This is a genomic window from Autumnicola tepida (assembly GCF_031846485.1).
In the GTDB taxonomy this organism is placed as follows: Bacteria; Bacteroidota; Bacteroidia; order Flavobacteriales; family Flavobacteriaceae; genus Autumnicola; species Autumnicola tepida.
Genome location: NZ_JAVRHQ010000022.1, coordinates 1 through 17522 on the forward strand (window position 1 = coordinate 1; position 17522 = coordinate 17522).

The 17522-nt window shown below is 42.2% G+C and carries 18 protein-coding genes; 13 read left to right on the forward strand and 5 right to left on the reverse strand.

The window, feature by feature from the left end; all coding sequences use genetic code 11:
- Window positions 1-26: 26 nt before the first annotated feature.
- Window positions 27-1433: a dihydrolipoyl dehydrogenase gene (lpdA, locus tag RM553_RS15095; protein ID WP_311535779.1), complete on the reverse strand. Its 1407-nt coding sequence runs from the start codon at window positions 1431-1433 to the stop codon at window positions 27-29.
- A 241-nt stretch (window positions 1434-1674) separates the two neighbouring features.
- On the opposite strand from lpdA, the gene nhaC reads away from it, so the two are divergent.
- The 7 genes from nhaC (at window position 1675) to RM553_RS15130 (ending at window position 6568) form a co-directional block, all read left to right on the forward strand.
- Window positions 1675-3177 carry a Na+/H+ antiporter NhaC gene (gene nhaC, locus RM553_RS15100; protein WP_311535780.1) on the forward strand — a complete coding sequence of 501 codons (1503 nt, stop codon included), beginning with the start codon at window positions 1675-1677 and terminating at the stop codon, window positions 3175-3177.
- A 176-nt stretch (window positions 3178-3353) separates the two neighbouring features.
- Window positions 3354-3992, forward strand: coding sequence for a peroxiredoxin (locus RM553_RS15105; protein WP_311535781.1), 639 nt, complete (start codon window positions 3354-3356; stop codon window positions 3990-3992).
- Window positions 3993-4012: 20 nt separating this feature from the next.
- Window positions 4013-4327: a thioredoxin family protein gene (locus tag RM553_RS15110; RefSeq protein WP_311535782.1), complete on the forward strand. Its 315-nt coding sequence runs from the start codon at window positions 4013-4015 to the stop codon at window positions 4325-4327.
- Window positions 4308-4556 carry a DUF6952 family protein gene (locus tag RM553_RS15115; protein WP_311535783.1) on the forward strand — a complete coding sequence of 83 codons (249 nt, stop codon included), beginning with the start codon at window positions 4308-4310 and terminating at the stop codon, window positions 4554-4556. The genes RM553_RS15110 and RM553_RS15115 overlap by 20 nt, the downstream gene beginning before the upstream one ends.
- A gap of 132 nt (window positions 4557-4688) precedes the next feature.
- A complete protein-coding gene (gene tpx, locus RM553_RS15120) occupies window positions 4689-5189 on the forward strand; it encodes a thiol peroxidase (RefSeq protein WP_311535784.1) in 501 nt (166 codons plus the stop codon).
- Complete coding sequence (locus tag RM553_RS15125) at window positions 5189-5554, forward strand: diacylglycerol kinase (RefSeq protein ID WP_311535785.1); 366 nt, start codon at window positions 5189-5191, stop codon at window positions 5552-5554. Before tpx ends, RM553_RS15125 begins: the two co-directional genes overlap by 1 nt.
- Before the next feature lie 24 nt (window positions 5555-5578).
- Window positions 5579-6568: an alpha/beta fold hydrolase gene (locus tag RM553_RS15130; protein WP_311535786.1), complete on the forward strand. Its 990-nt coding sequence runs from the start codon at window positions 5579-5581 to the stop codon at window positions 6566-6568.
- Window positions 6569-6603: 35 nt separating this feature from the next.
- Here RM553_RS15130 and RM553_RS15135 read toward each other — a convergent pair whose 3' ends face one another.
- Window positions 6604-7434, reverse strand: a complete 831-nt coding sequence (locus tag RM553_RS15135) for a universal stress protein (protein ID WP_311535787.1) — start codon at window positions 7432-7434, stop codon at window positions 6604-6606.
- A 208-nt stretch (window positions 7435-7642) separates the two neighbouring features.
- On the opposite strand from RM553_RS15135, the gene RM553_RS15140 reads away from it, so the two are divergent.
- Genes RM553_RS15140 through ribB form a run of 4 tightly spaced genes read left to right on the forward strand, consistent with a single transcriptional unit; the run spans window position 7643 to window position 13327 of the window.
- The gene (locus RM553_RS15140) at window positions 7643-10015 is read left to right on the forward strand and encodes a DNA translocase FtsK (RefSeq protein WP_311535788.1); all 2373 of its coding nucleotides are present in this window, start codon (window positions 7643-7645) and stop codon (window positions 10013-10015) included.
- Window positions 10016-10056: 41 nt separating this feature from the next.
- Window positions 10057-10698, forward strand: coding sequence for an outer membrane lipoprotein periplasmic chaperone LolA1 (gene lolA1, locus RM553_RS15145; RefSeq protein ID WP_311535789.1), 642 nt, complete (start codon window positions 10057-10059; stop codon window positions 10696-10698).
- Between the two features lies 1 nt (window position 10699).
- Complete coding sequence (locus RM553_RS15150) at window positions 10700-12151, forward strand: LptF/LptG family permease (protein WP_311535790.1); 1452 nt, start codon at window positions 10700-10702, stop codon at window positions 12149-12151.
- A gap of 27 nt (window positions 12152-12178) precedes the next feature.
- On the forward strand, window positions 12179-13327 hold the full coding sequence (gene ribB, locus RM553_RS15155) for a 3,4-dihydroxy-2-butanone-4-phosphate synthase (RefSeq protein ID WP_311535791.1): 1149 nt from the start codon (window positions 12179-12181) through the stop codon (window positions 13325-13327).
- Here ribB and RM553_RS15160 read toward each other — a convergent pair.
- Window positions 13324-13956, reverse strand: a complete 633-nt coding sequence (locus tag RM553_RS15160) for an NAD(P)H-dependent oxidoreductase (protein ID WP_311535792.1) — start codon at window positions 13954-13956, stop codon at window positions 13324-13326. The genes ribB and RM553_RS15160 overlap by 4 nt on opposite strands.
- Window positions 13957-14087: 131 nt before the next feature.
- Between RM553_RS15160 and RM553_RS15165 the strand changes: the two genes are divergently transcribed.
- Both RM553_RS15165 and RM553_RS15170 read left to right on the forward strand, forming a co-directional pair.
- The gene (locus RM553_RS15165) at window positions 14088-14720 is read left to right on the forward strand and encodes a SanA/YdcF family protein (protein WP_311535793.1); all 633 of its coding nucleotides are present in this window, start codon (window positions 14088-14090) and stop codon (window positions 14718-14720) included.
- 42 nt (window positions 14721-14762) lie between these two features.
- Entirely contained in the window at window positions 14763-15119 is a 357-nt protein-coding gene (locus tag RM553_RS15170; protein ID WP_311535794.1) for a phage holin family protein, read from the forward strand.
- A 60-nt stretch (window positions 15120-15179) separates the two neighbouring features.
- Here the strand turns inward: RM553_RS15170 and RM553_RS15175 are convergent, their stop codons facing one another.
- Window positions 15180-16346 (reverse strand): PepSY-associated TM helix domain-containing protein, encoded by a 1167-nt coding sequence (locus RM553_RS15175; protein WP_311535795.1) that lies wholly within the window; start codon window positions 16344-16346, stop codon window positions 15180-15182.
- On the reverse strand, window positions 16343-17476 hold the full coding sequence (locus RM553_RS15180) for a PepSY-associated TM helix domain-containing protein (protein WP_311535796.1): 1134 nt from the start codon (window positions 17474-17476) through the stop codon (window positions 16343-16345). Before RM553_RS15180 ends, RM553_RS15175 begins: the two co-directional genes overlap by 4 nt.
- Between the last annotated feature and the right edge of the window lie 46 nt (window positions 17477-17522).

Sequence of the window (17522 nt, forward strand, 5' to 3'; positions counted from 1 at the left end):
TTCCTTTGTTCTAAAGATTGCTTTTTTTAGACGTGCAGCGCCCTATTATCTGTTGCCGCAAGGGCCGCTTCTTTTACCGCTTCAGCAAAAGTTGGGTGGGCATGGCTCATACGTGAAATATCCTCGGCAGAAGCGCGGAATTCCATCGCGGTCACCGCTTCAGCAATAAGATCGGCCGTACGGGCACCAATCATATGCACTCCAAGCACCTCATCGGTTTTCTCATCAGCCAGTATTTTTACGAGTCCGTCAAGATCCCCGCTTGCCCTGGAACGGCCTAGAGCACGCATTGGGAACTTTCCTTCTTTATATTTTACTCCTTCTTCTTTTAATTGCTCTTCAGTCTTACCTACAGAGGCTACTTCGGGCCAGGTATAGACCACGCCGGGAATAAGGTTATAATCTACATGAGGTTTCTGGCCGGCGAGGGTTTCAGCAACAAAAGTACCTTCCTCTTCAGCCTTATGGGCGAGCATCACGCCACGAACCACATCACCAATAGCATAAATATTATCTGCAGTGGTTTTTAGATGGTCGTTTACCTTTACCCTACCCCTGTCATCCAGCTCCACTCCGGCAGCTTCAGCATTTAATCCATCAGTAAAAGGACGGCGGCCAACAGAAACCAGGCAGTAATCCCCTTTCAGTTCTACTTCCTTATCTTTTTTATCATCGGCTTTCACGATAACCTCATCGCCGTTACGCTCTACAGATTTCACTTTGGTGCTCACGTGGAATTTTACGCCCTGCTTTTTAAGCACTTTGGTCAACTCTTTGGAAAGAGCACTATCCATGATTGGAATAATCCTGTCCATAAACTCCACCACGGTAACTTCTGCACCCAGGCGGCGGTACACCTGGCCAAGCTCCAGGCCAATTACACCACCTCCAATCACGATCATATGTTTTGGAATTTCCTTCAGCTTAAGCGCCTCGGTAGAAGTGATCACGCGCTCCTTGTCCAGCTCGATAAATGGCAAATTGGAAGGTTTGGAACCTGTGGCGATAATGGTATTTTTAGCTTCTATGGTTTCAGATTCCCCTTCAGAAGCCTCAATTTTTATATGGGTTTTATCTTCAAAAGAACCAACCCCGTGAATAACATCAATTTTATTCTTGTCCATTAGGAATTTCACGCCGTCGCAGGTCTGGCTAACCACAGAAGATTTTCGTTTCATCATTTGCTCCAGGTTTACCTTTACCTCTCCCGGAATTTCAATCCCGTGCTCTTCAAAATGTGCCACGGCATCGTGATAATGATGTGAAGAATCCAAAAGCGCCTTACTGGGAATACAGCCTACATTAAGGCAGGTACCGCCAAGGGTGGAATATTTTTCTATGATCGCAGTTTTCATTCCCAATTGTGCACAGCGGATGGCCGCCACGTAACCACCGGGACCTGAACCTATAACCGCAACATCATATTTACTCATAATCTTATATTTTTGTGTTGATTTTTTAAAAATTAGACACAAAAGTACGACTATTCTCTACAATCACCAATGCCGGGCAAAGGCTTTATAAAACTTTAAGAGCTAAATTTCAACTGAATAAGATGCCGCCCACACACGACTGCCGCTTAATTCTTGCATAGCTTCAGGCAAAATCGTAACATTACCAGCCAGAAACCCAGAAGCTCTGGCCTCATCTGCAACTTTATACAATTTATACTGAATGGAAACAGAAAAGCACTTTCCCGAAACCGAGCATATTGTTAAAAACCGAGAACTGAACATTTGGGAGGCTTTAATTCCTGTTTTCGCATTGATTTTAATGCTGGGCTTTAACGTGCTTTTTGTTTACGGAGATGATGCCCTTAGCGGCTCAAACCAGTTTATTTTATTGCTCGGGGGCGCTGTTGCCGCCATCGTAGGCTACTTCAACAAAGTAAAGTTTGATGACATGATAGATGAAGTGGCCGCCAATATTCAGAGTACGGCAGGCGCCATTCTAATCCTTCTAATGGTTGGGGCACTTGCGGGCACCTGGATGGTTAGCGGGATTATTCCCACCATGATTTATTACGGGCTTCAAATATTGAACCCCACCATTTTTCTCGCGGCCACGGTAGTGATTTGTTCGGTGATCTCGGTAGCAACGGGAAGTAGCTGGACCACCTCTGCAACCGTGGGAATTGCTCTTATAGGGATTGCCGATGCTTTGGGGATAAGCCTGGGCATGACTGCGGGAGCAATACTATCCGGAGCTTACTTTGGCGATAAAATGTCTCCTTTAAGTGATACCACCAATCTCGCCCCGGCTATGGCGGGAACAGACCTCTTTACCCATATTAAATACATGGCCATTACCACCGTGCCCACAATTACTGTAACACTAATCATTTTTATCATCATTGGGTTAAACCTGGATACCACCGGTACAACCGATACTTCGGCCATCTTAAATTCTATTGATGCCGCTTTTAATATCAGCCCCTGGTTATTCGCGGTTCCCGTGATTGTAATTTTTCTCATTGTTAGAAAAACTTCCCCGCTTGTGGCGCTACTTATAGGAACCCTTCTTGGAGCCGCGGCAGCGCTTATTGTGCAGCCGGATATCGTTAAGGAAATTAGTGGCAGTGAGGAGCTGAATTTTATAAGCGGCTACAGAGGAATTATGAATGCCATTACCGTAGATACCGCCGTACAAACAGATTCTGAAGCCCTGAACGACCTTTTTGCTTCCAGCGGAATGGCCGGAATGCTGGGTACCATCTGGCTCATTATTTGCGCGATGGTTTTTGGAGGCATTATGGAAGCCATAGGCGCGCTTTCCAGGATTAGCAAGGCACTGCTTGATTTATTTCACACCGTTTTCGGGCTTTTCGCCAGTACGGTTTTTAGCTGTATCGCGCTGAATGTTACGGCATCAGACCAGTACCTCGCTATTGTGGTGCCCGGAAAAATGTTCGCCAACGCATACCGGGATAAAGGCCTGGCTCCTGAAAATTTAAGCCGCTCCCTGGAAGATTCCGGCACGGTAACTTCAGTACTTGTTCCGTGGAACACCTGCGGCGCATATCACAGTGGCGTTTTGGGCGTACCGGTTGCTTCGTATTTTGGCTACGCCATTTTCAATTACCTCAGCCCGTTTATGACCTTGCTTTTTGCCGCTTTACACATCAAAATCAGGCATTTAAGCAGCAAAAGCAATTCTGCCAAACCAGCAAAAGCCTAGATTTAACAGGCCTTATCAGCTAAAATAGAAAGATCTTATTTTACTTACCACAAACAATAGCTTGAGCTTATTATCATATAAAAAATTAAAATTTGGAATGCTTGAGATACTGCATTCATTGCCTAAATTTGCACCAGAAAATAAAACGAAATAATAAACCTAAAAAATAAATCAATATGGCATTAGTAGGAAGAAAATTTCCAAATTTGAGCGTAAACGCTATGAACGAAATGGGTGACACTTTTCAGTTAAACGTTCTTGAAGAAGCGCAAAAAAATAATAAGAAAGTTCTCCTTTTCTGGTATCCAAAAGATTTCACCTTCGTTTGCCCTACAGAACTTCACGCTTTTCAAAAAGCCTTGGAGGAATTTGAAAAAAGAAATGTAATGGTAATTGGAGCATCATGCGACACTCCAGAAGTACATTTCGCATGGTTGAATACTCCTAAAGACAATGGTGGAATTGAAGGCGTAACTTACCCAATTCTTGCAGACTCTAACAGGAACCTTGCTTCAAGACTTGGAATCCTGGACATTACCAACGAATCTTACGATGAGGAAACAGGAGATTTAACTGTGGAAGGAGATAACGTAACGTACAGAGCTACTTACCTTATAGACGAGGAAGGAACTGTTTTTCATGAAGGTGTGAACCACATGCCACTTGGTAGAAACGTAAACGAATTTCTTCGTTTGATCGATGCTTATACTCACGTACAGGAAAAAGGAGAAGTATGCCCTGCAAACTGGGAAGAAGGTAAAGAAGCAATGAATGCCGACAGAGAAGGCGTTGCGTCTTACCTTAGCTTAAACTAAAAAAAGGGAAAGAAACTGTTATGATAAAAGAATTAGATAAAGATAATTTAAACGAAATAGTTGCCGAAAACGGAACGGTTGTAGTGCAGTATATGGCCGGATGGTGCGGTAACTGCCGCCTTATGAAGCCAAAATTCAAAAAGCTGGCTTCTGAAAATGAAAGCGCAAGCTTCCTGATGGTAGATGCCGAGAAATATCCGGAATCCAGGAAACTGGCTAACGTGAACAACCTGCCTACTTTCGCAACATTCAAAAATGGAAATTTCGTGAACCAGGTTCAAACCAACAAATTTGAGCCGCTAAAAGACTTAGTGAATGAAGTTACCGGTAATTAAACACCTTCAGCGCAACAACGAGATTGAGAAACTTGAAAATACCATAGATGTACTGGAAAGTTTCACCGAGCACCGCTCTGTTTCTGAACAGGAAATGGACGTAATCGGGGAGTTAATCACCAATCTTTGTGGAGCCGTTGAAGTTCATAAAATGATTGAAAATGGCGATTCTGAAATGGACGCTGCAAATAATTTCGTAAAAAAGGTTTTAGGTTCAATTGATAAATAACCTGCTTTTTTACAACACATTAACCTCAAAAAAGGCTGCTTTTGTAAAATAAAGCGGCCTTTTTGTTTTTATGATAATTTTAGTATTACTCAATCAGTTTAATCCTAAATTTATGAATCAAAAAAAATTTATATGTCACAGATAACTTTTAAGGGAGAGCAGATTACGACTTATGGGGACCTTCCTGCCAAAGATGAAAAAGCACCGCATTTTGAACTTATAAAGACTGATCTTTCCACCGCCACTTTAAATGATTTTAAGGGAAAAAGGGTAATTATGAACATTTTCCCGAGTATCGATACCGGCGTTTGTGCCACTTCGGTAAGAAGTTTTAATGAAAGGGCCACCGATTTAAAAAATACCGTGGTGCTTTGTATTTCCAGGGATTTACCCTTTGCCCAAAAGAGGTTTGTAGACGATGAAGGGCTGGACAATGTTATTAACCTTTCCGATTTTAAGGAGCGTAACTTCGGAAAAGATTATGGCCTGGAAATGATTGACGGCCCACTGGAAGGCCTCCTTTCGCGGGTGGTAATTGTACTGGATGAAAACGGAAATGTAATTCACAGCCAACAGGTGCCCGATATCGCTGAAGAACCTGATTATCTTGCAGCGCTAAAAACCCTGTTATAATGAGAGATAGTTTCCTCGGAAAACGTATTAGAGGAGGAGGCTACGCTATGAAAGGCGCCTGGTTGTTGCTAAGGCACGAGCCCAGCGTTCAGGTGCAGTTTGTAATTGCGGTTGGGGTCACTATTGCAGGTTTCTACTTTGATATCAGCAAAACAGAATGGATGTTCCAGTTCACCGCCATTGGCCTGGTTATGGGATGTGAAGGTTTAAACACAGCGGTGGAAGCCATGGCCGATTTTGTACACCCCGATTTTCACAGTAAAATTGGACATATTAAAGATGTAGCTGCAGGAGCAGTATTTTTTACCGCAGTAATTGCAGTGATTATCGCGGGTTTTATTTATCTCCCCTATATTTTTCCATAAAATTTTTAGTAATAAAACTACAGCATGAAGAAGTATATCCTGTTCTTTTTAATCATTTTCACCATTGTTCCCATAAATGCCCAGGAAGAAGTTAAAGAGCTGGGAATAAGGCTCAGCAATTATGAATATCCTTACCCTGTGAACTTCTTTAAGTTCAATGCGCAGCAGGAAACTTACGAAATGGCCTATATGTATGTGCAGCCTAAAAATGCCAATGGAAAGACGGTTATGTTGCTTCATGGAAAAAATTTTAACGGCGCTTACTGGGAAACCACCATAGATGCGCTCACCAAAGAAGGATTTAATGTACTGGTACCGGACCAGCTGGGTTTTGGCAAGTCCAGCAAACCAGATTATTTTCAGTACACTTTCCAGCAGCTTGCTTTAAATACCAAAAAACTCATCGATTCCCTGGGAATAGAGAAACTGGATGTGCTCGGCCATTCCATGGGCGGAATGCTGGCAACACGCTTCACCCTCATGTACCCTGAAATTACAAATAACCTGGTTCTTGTGAACCCAATTGGCCTTGAAGACTGGAAACTGAAAATTCCGTACCAGAGTGTGAATGACTGGTATCAGCAGGAACTTAAAAAAGATTATGAGGCTATAAAAAATTACGAGAAAGAGAGTTATTACGCGGGAGAGTGGAACGAAGATTATGCCGAATGGGCGAAACTGCTGGCCGGCTGGACGCTCAATGAAAAATATCCGCTTATCGCCTGGAATTCCGCACTTACTTACGATATGATCCTTACCCAGCCTGTAGTTTATGAGTTTGATCAAATTGAAGTGCCCACTTTATTAATTATAGGAACAAGAGATAGAACCGCACTGGGCAAAAATCTTGTTTCTGAAGAAGTAAAAGCAACAATGGGCCTTTACGACCAACTTGGAGAAAAAACAGCAGAAAAAATTCCAAATGCCAAGCTGGTGGAAATTGAAAATGTTGGCCATCTTCCGCATATAGAAGCTTTTGATCGTTTTATTGCCCCGTTGTTGAATTTCCTCTAAAAGAAAGCGAGGTTTAAGTCGCGGTAAAATTCAGCCTACACCGCACCTTCTCCTTCTGAAGTTACCAGGGGAATACTTAAAACAGGTACGGCAGATCTTGAAGCCATCATTCGGGTTTTACTCCTGTGCAACAGCGATTCCCAGAAATTGTACTTTTGAGGCACCATTACCAACAAATCTGCAGGCCACCTTTTAATTTCATTTTCTATTTCTTCAATAATTTCATCAGATTCCACTTCCTTAAAGTCGTAGTTTGCATCTGTAAATTCTTTTTCTATACGCTTTCTCTCACACTTTTTCTCCATCAATTTCTGAACATGGAAAACTTCAACTTTAGAGTCAAAAAATTCTGCCAGTTCACAGATTTTTGCTGAAATTTCATGATGCCCTTCTTTCATCTTATCATAAGCGAAAGGAATATTGTTAATACCCGAAAATCCTACCTCTTCTGGTACAGCCAGTACAGGATAACTATGTTTCATAATTGCTGAAGTGGTGGTGTTGCCAAATATGTCCTGAGCTACAGATTTTCCCGCCATTCCCATTATTATCAAATCTGCCTTGTATTTTTTAAAAAGCCGGTTGAGCTCAGTAGCAACGTCCAGCATCAGTCCAGATTCATAATGCGCCTCCAGATGTTTCTCCTCCTCCAGCCATTTACATTTTTCTTCCAGTAAGGCTGTGTTTTCTTCTTCCAGCCGGTTAAGAGCTTCTGCCGGTAAAATAGAATTTCCTAAATGTATGGGAATAGTAAAAGAGTTGAACAAAATGACCCTGGCTTCAATTTTATTTGCAAAATCTGCAGCGTAAGAAAGGGCATTTTCAGCTTCAGGAGAAAAATCGGTGGCAACAATAATAGTTTTCATGTCCTGCATTTTAAAATTGCTGAATAATGGATGTTATATTAAAATACAAAATAAATGTTAATATTTCTTTATAGAAATGAGAAATATCATATTTCCATTCATTCTACGTTTAATAATACCACGGAAATGTTAATTTTAAATACCTGTACCTTTTCTTTATTTTAGATAAGGCTAATTTGTATTTTTGCCGAAATACTCCAAATCATCTATGGCTAAAAAGAAGGCTAAAACAAGAAAACCTCCAAAAAAAAATCTTTCAAAATCCCGCTTTACATTAAGCAGGCAACAAAAGGTGGTTTTAGGTAGTTTTTTAATGTTATTTGGCCTGGCTTTGCTGGTGGCATTTATTTCATTTTTATTTAACTGGCAGGCAGACCAAAGCACGCTCAACCATTTTGCAGACAGGGAGATTGAAGCCAAAAACTGGCTGAGCAAGTTTGGCGCCCTTATTAGCGATTTCTTTATTTACCAGGGCTTTGGAATTGCCGCTTTTATTATTGGATTTCTGGTAAGCCTTACCGGGATTTACCTCTTCTTTGATTTAAAAAGACAAAATCTTCAGAAATTCTGGTTTTGGGGGATACTCGTTATGATCTGGCTCTCCATTTTCTTCGGATTTTTTGCCGCAGACAATTCCCTCCTGGGCGGCAGGATTGGTTTTGAAATGAATGATTTTCTCCAGGATTACCTGGGCTTCTTCGGAACGGTACTTTTGATGTTGTTCCTGTTCATGGTCTACCTTACGGTAAGATTAAAAGTAACCCCGGAACTTGTAGGAAGCTACATCAAAACTTCAAAGAAGGATTTCCAGTCTGAATTCCAAAAGGAAAAAGAGCAAATTTCTGAAACCGACGAGGAGAAGGATTGGAAAGAAGAAGTTATAGGAAAAGAGGAAGAAGAAAAGTTTGCTTCAGAAATAGAACTGCAAACAAAAGTTGCTGAAGAAAAGAAAGCCTCTCCCTCTACTCCTGCTGCTAAAAAAGAGGAGCCTGGCGAAGTGGAAATGGAAATTGAAACCGCGCCAGAAGAAGATGAATTAGATGAAGATAATCTTAGTGCCAAAGCTGTAAAGGATTTTGGCGAATTTGATCCTACGCTGGAACTCAGCAATTATAAATTTCCCACGCTGGAACTCCTGAAGGATTATGGCGGTGGAATTACCGTTAATCAGGAAGAACTTGAGGGCAATAAGAACCGGATTGTTGAAACCCTGAAGAACTACAAGATCGAAATTGCGCAAATTAAGGCTACTGTTGGGCCAACGGTAACTTTATACGAAATTGTGCCCGAAGCAGGCATCAGGATTTCCAAAATCAAGAATCTGGAAGATGATATTGCCCTTTCGCTATCAGCATTGGGAATCAGGATTATTGCCCCTATTCCCGGCAGAGGAACCATAGGTATTGAAGTTCCTAATAAAAATTCTACTATTGTCTCCATGCGTTCGGTAATTGCTTCCCCAAAATTTCAGAGTGCTGAAATGGAACTGCCAATGGCGCTTGGAAAAACCATCTCTAACGAAACTTTTGTGGTAGACCTTGCCAAAATGCCACACATGCTTATGGCAGGTGCCACAGGCCAGGGTAAATCTGTAGGTTTAAATGCTATTCTAACTTCCCTGCTCTACAGCAAGCATCCGGCAGAGGTGAAATTTGTACTGGTAGACCCAAAAAAGGTAGAGCTCACACTCTTCAATAAAATTGAAAGGCATTATCTGGCAAAACTGCCTGATACTGAAGAAGCTATTATTACAGATAATACCAAAGTAATCCATACGCTGAATTCCCTGTGTATTGAAATGGACAACCGCTACGAAATGCTGAAGGATGCGATGGTCCGGAATATAAAGGAATACAACGTGAAGTTCAGGAACAGGAAATTAAACCCTGAGAACGGACATAAATTTTTGCCTTATATCATCCTGGTGGTAGACGAGTTTGCCGATTTAATAATGACTGCCGGGAAAGAAGTGGAAACTCCTATTGCCCGGCTTGCCCAGCTGGCGCGTGCCGTGGGAATCCATTTAATTATCGCCACACAAAGGCCTTCGGTAAATGTCATTACAGGTATTATAAAAGCCAATTTCCCGGCACGGATTGCCTTTAGGGTGACTTCCAAGATAGATTCCAGGACCATTTTGGACAGCCAGGGAGCAGATCAGTTAATTGGCCGCGGGGATATGCTGTTTACCCAGGGCAGCGAAATGAAGCGTTTGCAGTGCGCATTTGTAGATACCCCCGAGGTAGATAAGATTACCGAATTTATAGGTTCTCAAAAAGCCTATCCAGATGCCCACCTGCTGCCAGCCTACGAAGGGGAAGAGAATGGCACAGGAGTTGATATAGATGTGAGCGAAAGAGACAAACTCTTCAGGGAAGCCGCAGAGGTAATTGTTACCGCCCAACAAGGCTCGGCTTCTTTGCTGCAACGTAAATTAAAACTTGGGTACAATCGTGCCGGTAGAATTATAGACCAGCTTGAGGCTGCAGGAATTGTTGGCCCTTTTGAAGGAAGCAAGGCGAGGCAGGTTTTAATTACAGATTTGGCAGCTCTGGAACAATTATTAAATGAAAGCCCTTAGGGGCGAAGGACTACCAACCGTCCTGAAAAAATTACTTGAAAATGAAAAAACTGATCTTACTTTTTACCGCTCTGTTAAGCCTGGGATTGAGCGCCCAAAATTCCGATAAAGCTGAAGCCTTACTCAACGAAGTTTCTTCTAAGGTAAAGTCTTATGATAACATGGTGATAGATTTTAAATACGCCCTGGAAAACACTGCTGAAAATGTGAGCCAGGAAACCCGCGGCGATGTAAGTATAAAAGGTGATAAATATGTCTTGAACCTTATGGGAACCACCCAAATGTTTGACGGGAAGAAAATCTATACTATTATTCCTGAAGATGAGGAAATCAACATTTCTAATTATGTTGAAGAAGACAGCAATAGTATAACCCCATCAAAAATGTTCACCTTCTACCAGGATGGATATACTTACCAGTGGGATATTACCCAGGATGTTAAAGGAAGAAAAATCCAGTATGTAAAACTGATTCCGAAAGATAGCGACGCGGAAGTTAAAAATATCCTGCTGGGAATAGACACCCAAACTAAAAATATCTATAACCTCATCCAGACCCAGGACAATGGCACAAAAATCACTATTACCGTGAAAAGTTTTAAAACAGATCAGCCCTTGGCTCAAAACCTTTTTAACTTTGATGAGGACAGGTATTCCAACTACTACATTAACAGATTAGACTAGATTGAAAATATTAGACCGGTACATATTAACCAGTTACCTAAAGACCTTCTTTTCCGTTTTTATAATTCTCATGTTCATCTTTGTACTGCAAACTATTTGGCTGTACATAGGTGAACTTGCGGGAAAGGACCTGGATACAGAAATTATCTTTAAATTTCTGCTTTATTTTTCGCCCAAGCTTATCCCTCTGGTCCTTCCGCTCACCATTCTCCTCACCTCAATAATGACCTTTGGGAATTTTGCTGAAAACTATGAATTCGCGGCAATGAAGTCTTCCGGGATTTCCCTGCAAAGGGCAATGCGGGGGCTAACGATTTTTATATTTCTGGTCAGCTTAACGGCCTTCTTTTTCGCCAATAATGTAATTCCCGCGGCAGAATTTAAATCTATAAACCTGAGAAAGAATATAGCCAAATTAAAACCCGCTATGGCTATAACCGAAGGTATATTTAATGAAGTTGGCAATATCAACATTAAAGTAGAAGACAAAAGCGGCGACAACGGCCAATACCTTTCCGATGTAATTATTCATAAAAAAGGCCCCAGGAGCGGAAACTTCACCGTTATGAAAGCTAATAAAGGAGAGCTGGCGGGAAGTACAGATTCTGATATCCTTTCGCTTATCCTGAAAGATGGAAATTATTATGATGAAATCCAGCCGAATGATCCCGGCAAAAGAAGAGACAAACCCTACGCCAAAAGTTATTTTGAAGAATACACCATAAACATAGACCTTTCAGAATGGAATGATGTGGATATGGAGGATGAAACTTACCGAAATACGCAGGGAATGCTTAAGATTTCAGAACTCCGCCAAAGTATAGATTCATTTTCCACTGCGTACAACAAGCAGGTAGAAAGTTTTAAAACCAATATGTACAGCCGTACGGGTATGACTACTATTGGTTTAAATTATGAGCCGGCAGATACCACCACTGCTGAAATTGGCGACTCTGTACTGGATCTTTACAGTACCCAGCAGGCCGCGCAAATTGCAGGTTTTGCAACAGGATCTGTAGAAGCAGCCTTATCTCATCTCAACCTGAAAAAAAACGAACTAAAAGCGAATTCCAAACAACTCAATAAATTCGAAATTGCCCTGCACGAAAAATACGCGCTTGCTGTAGCCTGTTTTGTACTTTTCTTTGTGGGCGCTCCTTTGGGCGCAATAATCAGGAAAGGAGGAATGGGCTTACCTATGGTAGTGGCAATCCTGCTTTTTCTTACCTACCACTTCATTGGGATTTTCGCGAAAAATTCTGCGGAAGATGGCAGCCTGAGTCCTTTTATAGCTACATGGCTATCCACTTTTATTATGTTGCCACTGGGAATTTTTCTAACTTACCGTGCTACTACAGATCAGGGGTTGTTTGTTATCGGGAATTTCTTTGAACCCATAAAACGACTGCTGAAAAAAGCCGGAATCACTAAGGCTAAAGATAAAACAGAATAATATCTTTGCAGCCCAAACCACATTACAATGGCAGAATTAAAAGAAAACCGGAATTCATTAAAACTGGACAATATCAAAGATGCTATTGAAGATATTCGCGCCGGTAAAGTAGTGATTGTTGTTGATGACAGGGACCGGGAGAATGAAGGCGACTTTGTAGCTGCCGCCGAAATGGTAACGCCCGAAATGATCAATTTTATGGCCACCCACGGGAGAGGCCTTATTTGCGCCCCAATTACCGAAGCCCGTTGCAAAGAACTGCGCCTCGAGATGATGGTGGGCACCAATACCGATCCCATGGAGACCGCTTTTACTATTTCTGTAGACCTGAAAGGCAAAGGCGTTACCACGGGAATTTCTGCTGCAGACAGGGCCAAAACCGTAAAATCCCTTATAGATCCTGAAACCAAACCTTACGACCTCAGCAGGCCCGGGCATATTTTTCCGCTTAAAGCCAAAGAAGGTGGGGTTTTGCGAAGAACCGGGCACACGGAGGCCGCGATAGACCTTGCCCGTTTGGCAGGCTACGCTCCGGCAGGAGTGATTGTGGAAATAATGAACGAGGACGGGACTATGGCCCGCCTGCCCCAGCTTATGGACGTTGCACAACGTTTTGACCTTAAGGTGGTTTCTATTGAAGACCTTGTTGCTTACAGGATGCAACACGATTCTCTTATTAAGAAAAAAGAAGATTTTGATGTAGAGACAAGATTTGGAAAATTCAGGTTGAAAGCGTACAAACAGACTACCAATAATCAGGTTCATATAGCATTGACCAAAGGCAGCTGGAAACCCGAAGAAGAGATACTGGTAAGGATGAATTCCACTTTGGTGAATAATGATATCCTGGGCACGCTTACCAACGATGCCGATAAAAAACTGGATGGAATGTTTAGGGCGATCAATGAAGAAGGCCGCGGGGCTATTGTTTTTATAAATCCTGCTAACCAGTCCCGAAATTTACTGCACAGGTTAGGCGAATTGAAAGAAATACAGAAAAAAGGTGAATTAAAAGCTCCTCCCGTGAACATGGATAATAAAGACTTTGGAATTGGCGCACAGATCCTTCATGACCTGGAAATCCATAAAATAAGGTTGCTTTCTAATTCGCAGCAAACAAAAAGAGTCGGAATGGTGGGTTACGGACTGGAGATTACAGATTACGTGAATTATTAATCTACTTCAATTATTACGTCTTCCAGGGGTCTCCTTACTTTTTTAAAGCTGGAAAACATATCGTCCTCGGCGCGATAACCCACGGGCAGCACCAGCACCGACTTCAAATTATGTTCCCCTAATTGAAGGTATTCATCATACTTAGCGGGTTCAAAACCTTCCATGGGGCAGGCATCAATTTCTTCCGTAGCACAAACGGTGAGGAGCGTTCCCAGGGCAAGGTAAGCCTGGTTTACAGACCATAAGGCAATTTCATTATCGGGTTTCGATTTAAAATCTTCTACCAAAAACTTTTTAAACGGACTTAGGATTTCATCGGGTGTCTCCCGTATGTGTTTTACCCTGGTAAAATAATTCTCGATAAACTCCTGCCCTACTTCCTTTTCAATGCAAATAATCAACACGTGAGAGGCCGTGCTAATTTGTAGCTGGTTCATGCTGAATTCCTTCAGTTTCTCCTGAATTTCCTTATTCTGAATCACCACCATCTTAATTGGCTGCAAGCCATAAGAAGTAGCCGTTAGGTTAAAGGCCTTCTTCAGAATTTCCACCTTCTCTGAAGGCAGGATTTTTTCAGAAGCAAACTTTTTGGTCGCGTAACGCCACTCCAGGGCTTCGATATTCCCCATAACATTGAATTTTTTAGGATTCTTTGCAAATTTAAACAATGAATATTCGTTGTGCTTACAAATAAGATAAATTAAACCTATACATCAAATTTTATTGGCTATATTCGAACCACTTTAACTTTCATGTTTGCATGAGACTGATAAAAAAAATTATCCTCACTTTTGCCATTTTCGTGATTTTGGCAAGTATGATTGTACTAGGATTTGAAGCATATCTTAAAAAAGATACGGCTAATTTAATTTATGATGAAATCGAGAATGTACCCGAAGCCAGAACAGTAATTGTGCTTGGTGCCAGCGTACATTCAGACGGGAAGCTTTCCCCTGTGTTACAGGACCGCATAGAAACCGCAATTGAACTTTACCAGGCAGGAAAGGTGGAGCAAATCCTGGTATCCGGAGACCATAAAACTGCTGATTATGACGAGGTTGGCGCGATGAAAAATTACCTCTTGCAACGCGGCATTCCGGAAAACAATGTTCTTGAAGATCATGCGGGCTTCGATACTTACGACAGCATGTACAGGTCTAATGAAGTAATAGGAATTAAAGACGCCATTGTGGTTACCCAGCGGTTTCACCTGCCCAGGACCATGTTTATCGCTAAAAACCTGGGATTGGATTACACTGGTTTTGTTGCCGACAAAAAAGAGTATGAAACTTCCACCCGCCTTAGGAGACGCGAGAAACTTGCTAATTTTAAGGCGCTCTGGGAAGTCATTACCGATGGGGAACCTGCCACTTTAAAGAAAAGACTGGAATAATTTTTCCTAACTTTAAACTTCTAACCCTTAAAACCAGAAAATATGCTACAGTGGTTATTGCACATAGTAATAGATGCGGCCGTTTTACTTGCCGCCGCTAAAATGATGTCTAAAGTAGAATTAAAAGGATTTAAAACGGCTTTACTGGTCGCTTTAATAATTGGCGTTTTAAGCTTCCTTCTTAGCTGGCTCCTAACTGCCATACTTAACATTGCCACCCTGGGAATATTTTATTTCCTCGGCCTCGGTTTTATAACCCGTATTATCGCCTACGCGATTATTATTGAAATAGCCGATAAAATAAGTGATGATTTTAGAACGGTTGGCTTTGCCCCATCTTTATGGCTGGCCATAATACTTGCCGTGGTTGGCGCCATAGTAGACGCCATACTTTTTTAAGCTGAAAACAGGATAAATAAAACGGGTTCAAAATCGTCTGGATTTTGAACCCGTTGTGATTTAAGATCTCACCAGATATTTGAATTTACTCTTTCGCTTCCACCATACCAGGAAGCCTGTTACCGGCAGTGAACCGCAAATTAAACTGGCGAAGAACATAAGCACCTTCCCGGGAATGCCCAAAATGGCCCCCACATGAATATCGTAGTTCGCCTCGATAAGCCGCTCTCCAAAATTCTTTTCCTCATAATCGCGGGTATTGATCAATTCCCCCGAATACTGGTCAAACTGTAGCATATGGCTTTTATAGTACACCCCGTCATACTCCTGCACGTAGGCGTTTATGGCGCCTGTCTCCCCGGCAGCCGGGGTAAAGCGAAAACCGTTTGAAGCAGGATAAGCTTTAACGGCATTGTGGTAAGCCACATCTATGGGATGCGCCACCTTCACTGCGGAAGGATTGGATTGCTTATATTCTATCGCAGGCGGCTGTGTACTTCCCGCTCCTGCAGCATAAACAATCCCTTTCATCCAGGTAAAAGCCCAGACCATTCCTGTTATGGCCAGGATAAGCGCCAGGGACGCCACGTAAAAGCCAAGGATATTGTGCAGGTCGTAATTTTTGCGTTTCCAGCTGGTGGTATCTTTCCATTTAAATGAAAACCGCTGTTTTGCCGCATTCCGGTTTATTGGCCACCAAAGCACTATCCCGCTTATGAGCATTATCACGAAAATAAAAGTTGCCCATCCCACTACAGGCTGCCCTATTTCGGTTTTAAGCAACAGGCTCCAGTGTAAGAATTTAATAATATTAAAGAAGTCGAACTCCTCATCGTAAATGCCAAGGATTTCCCCCGAATAAGGATTTACATAAACCGCCTTATAATATTCCAGGTTGCCAAAATATGTGATAGCATCAGGACTGGTTTTATAAGCGTAAAACACCCAGCTTTTTTCCGGCGGATTATATATATACGCCCATGAAAGAGGCATTCCTGCACCTAAATGCTCCTGCGCGCTTTCCCATAGTTCCGATACCGGCAATGGCGCTCCTTCGGGTTGAACGTAAAGCTCATCCTTTCTTACCAGTTCATTTATCTCTGAACTAAAGACAAAAATGCATCCGGTAACGGAAAGCAGAAATACGATTATCCCGGAAACAAGGCCCAGCCACAAATGGATTTTTCCTATCCACTTTTTAAAGCTGTGATTCCTTTTCTTCTTCATGCCAGGACGGGTTTAGCGGTTTTCTTTTTTTTCTTATTCCTTCTCCCCCACCAGATCATGCAGCCAGATACGGGCAAACCTGCAACAAACAAACTTACTGTAAAGGCAATTATTTTTCCTGCCAGCCCAAGATACTGGCCGGTGTGCAAACCGTAGTTCATTTCCTGCAATTTCAGGCCCCGACTTTTTTCTGAATATAATTTCGATTGCAGCAATTTTCCGCTGCCGGGATGAAAATAAAAATTAGACTGGTGGTCAAATTCCAGCGATTCCGGATAAGCCCCGGTTACAATTGGCTTTTCGGGAGACTGCTGCCACACGAATAGCATTCCGCTTTGAGGCATCAGGTTTTTGGTCTGCAAAAAAGCACTATCCACAGCCGCAGGGTTTAATGCCCCGGAATTGGTAATAGTTTCTGAAACCTGGTCTTCAGGACGGTCCTGCCATAAATTCCCAACCGCATAGAAGCTTTCATGCATCCATTCATAGCAAATTCCCAAACCCGTAAGCGCTATAAGCAGTGCTATAATGGAAATATAAATTCCGGTAACCCTGTGCCAGTCGTAATTTATACGCCTCCAGCGCGCGTTCCATTTTATACTGAAGTTTTTACTGATATGCTTCTTTTTTTTTGGCCACCACAGGATAATGCCGGAAATGAGCATGAGCACAAAAACAATAGTAGAAATTCCCACCACCTGTTTTCCTGTTTGCTCGGGAAGCAGAAGGTGCATGTGCAGGTCTTCAATTAAGCTGAAGAAATCTTCTTCCAGGTTCTGAACATGAACAAGCTCTGCCGAATAGGGATTAAAATACAGCTGATGCGGGACACCATTGATATTGGTAAATACCTGTGCCGGCCTTTCACGGTTTTGGTACACCACCATACTGGCATCGGCTTCAGGATAGAATTGCTTTATCTTCTGCTGAATTTCTGAAGGCTTCGCAAATTGTTTATGCTGAAGTTCAACCTTGCGCCAGTCATAAGCCAGATCTTTCAACTCATCATGAAAAACAAAAATGCAGCCGGTAAGCGCTACAATAAAAACAATAATTCCTGAAGAAAGGCCCAGCCAGAGGTGTAGCCTGCCTATCCATTTTTTAAAGGAATGCTGTTTTTTCTTTTTCATCTTCAAAATAAAAACCGCCGGAAAGAATTAAACTTTCCGGCGGTGT